Below are 2,244 nucleotides of genomic sequence, written 5' to 3'. Positions count from 1 at the left end.
GGGCCGCGTCGCCGAGCGGGGCGACGCGGCCCACCGTGAACCGCGGCAGCGGCGTGGCCAGTTCGGCGATGTCGTGGTGCAGCACGGCTTCGGGGCGGGTGGCGTCCAGGAGCCGGGGGATCGGGTCGTGCCAGCTGCCGAACCGGTGGCGCATCGCGGCGAGCGTGTCCCGGTGCCGGACTCCGGGCGGCGCGGTGAGCACCGCGTGCCACTCGGCCCGGCCGTCGGCGAACGCGATATGGCCGAACTCCGCACCTCCGCCCCAGGTCAGCTCGAAGTCGGTGCCCGTATCGACAGGACCGTCGGTGATCGCCCGTACGACGGCCGAGCCGCTGTGCACCGGGCCCGGATGGTGCGGGAAGAGCTGACGCCGCAGCCGGCTGCCCACTCCGTCGGCGGCCACCACGAGGTCCGCGTACAGCACGGTGTCGCCGAGCGGCACCCGTACCTGGCCGCCTTCGGGTTCCGGGGCATCCTCGACCGCCCGCACTTCCTCGCCGGTCAGCAGCGTCGCGGCGGGCAGGGCCTCGCGCAGCGCCCGGTGCAGCGCGCTGCGGGGTATGCCGACGATCGGCGTGCCCAACTCGCGCTCCAGCGCGGCTCCGTCCATACGGGCCAGCAGCCGGCCGGCCGGGGTGCGGGTGCCGCCGGTGTACTGGGGCCTGGCGGCCTCCCGTACCGGGGCGCCGACGCCCAGCGCGTCGAGGGCGCGCAGGCCGTTGGCGTGCAGGGAGATGCCCGCGCCCGCGTCGGCGAGCACCGGGGCGCGCTCGACGACCGTCACCTCCCAGCCGGTCCGCCGCAGCCCGATCGCGGCAGCCAGTCCCCCGATACCGCCGCCGACCACGACCGCACGGTGTCCCATGGAAGCCTCCTTCTACATCTGTAGAAGAAGGTTATCCCTGCCCTTCTACGGATGTAGAAATAGGGGGTGCCCAACGACAGCCATGCCGCAGACAGCCCCACCCGGAAGAGCCGGACCGACCGCGGGGACCGCCGCACCGTCATCGCCGACGCGGCCATCGAAGTGCTGGCCGAGAGCGGGATACGGGGCCTGACCCACCGCGCCGTGGACCGGGCGGCGCGGCTGCCGCCCGGCACCACCTCCGCGTACTGCCGGACCCGGCAGGCTCTGCTGACCGCGCTGGTCACCCGCCTGGTCGCGCGGGACCAGGCGGAGCTGGAAGCGGCGGGACGCCGGCTGCCGACCCCGCGCGACGCCGACGAACTGGCCGCGGCACTGGCCGGGTTCGCCCGGCAGCGGCTGACCGGCGAGGGCCGCCGCCGGACGCTGGCCCGGTACGCCTGCACGGTGGAGAGCGTGCACCATCCCGAACTGCGCGAAATCCTGCTGCCCCGCGAGAACGCCGCCCGGGACGCCGCGCGCGCCTTCCTCGCCGCCCGCGGGGTCCCGGACCCCGAGGAACGCACGCTCACCTTGCTGGCCTGCGTGGACGGGCTGGTGTTCGACCGGCTGGTGAACGGCGGAGAGGTGACGGAGGAGGAGTTCCGGGGGCTGGTGGTCACCGCGCTTCGGTGACCGGGCGGTCCAGGACCGTGCGGGGGCCTTTCCGGTCCCCCGGAGGGGGGATGCGGCGCACCGGGCCGCGGGTGGCGGTCGTTTCCAGGTCGGCAGCGCTCCGAGCCGAGACCTGGGAGTCACGATGCGCGCGACGTTCTTCAACCCGCTGGCCGCCGGAGTGCTCACCGCCTCCGCGATGCTGGGCACCCTCGCCGTCCCCGGTACGGCAGTGGCGGCCCCCGTACGAGCGGACTCGACCGTACGGGCCGAGGCGGACCGGTTGATGAACCTGCCCTACCAGGAGTTCGCGAAGGCCTCGCACGTGCCGCCGTTCAACTGGACGAGCGACGGCTGCTCCGTACCGACCGGGCTCGCCCCCTACAGCAAGGTCTTCCGGCCCGCCTGTGTCCAGCACGACTTCGGGTACCGGAATTACGGTGCGGATCACGAGTTGAAGCTGGACCCGACGCGGAGGACGAAGAACTGGATCGACGGGCGGTTCCGCACCGAGATGCGGAGGATCTGCGAGGACACGTACAAGGCGCCGTTGCGGCTGACCAATTGCCGCAATGCGGCGCAGGCTTACTACCTGGGGGTGCAGATCGGGGGCGACAGGGCGTTCTTCTGAGGGCTTGCATCTTCCGGTCGCGCAGTGCCCCCGCGGCCCTGAGGGATGCCCCGCAAAGCCAAGTCGCAGGAATGTTGGGGGATTTGCCGGGTCC

General features: G+C 73.2%; 3 protein-coding genes. 2 read left to right on the top strand and 1 reads right to left on the bottom strand.

From position 1 onward, the window contains the following. On the bottom strand, window positions 1-865 hold an 865-nt coding region (locus ITI46_RS34190; RefSeq protein WP_209243904.1), incomplete at its 3' end, for an FAD-dependent monooxygenase. A gap of 66 nt (window positions 866-931) precedes the next feature. Here ITI46_RS34190 and ITI46_RS34185 point away from each other — a divergent pair. Both ITI46_RS34185 and ITI46_RS34180 read left to right on the top strand, forming a co-directional pair. Further along, window positions 932-1,540, top strand: a complete 609-nt coding sequence (locus ITI46_RS34185) for a TetR/AcrR family transcriptional regulator (RefSeq protein WP_307808432.1) — start codon at window positions 932-934, stop codon at window positions 1,538-1,540. 124 nt (window positions 1,541-1,664) lie between these two features. Further along, window positions 1,665-2,150, top strand: coding sequence for a phospholipase A2 (locus ITI46_RS34180; RefSeq protein ID WP_209243902.1), 486 nt, complete (start codon window positions 1,665-1,667; stop codon window positions 2,148-2,150). Window positions 2,151-2,244: the final 94 nt, after the last annotated feature.

The sequence above is a fragment of the Streptomyces oryzae genome, assembly GCF_017676365.1.
Taxonomy (GTDB): domain Bacteria; phylum Actinomycetota; class Actinomycetes; order Streptomycetales; family Streptomycetaceae; genus Streptomyces; species Streptomyces oryzae.
Note: the sequence above shows the minus strand (reverse complement) of the source record. Positions and strands in the feature narration are given on the sequence as shown.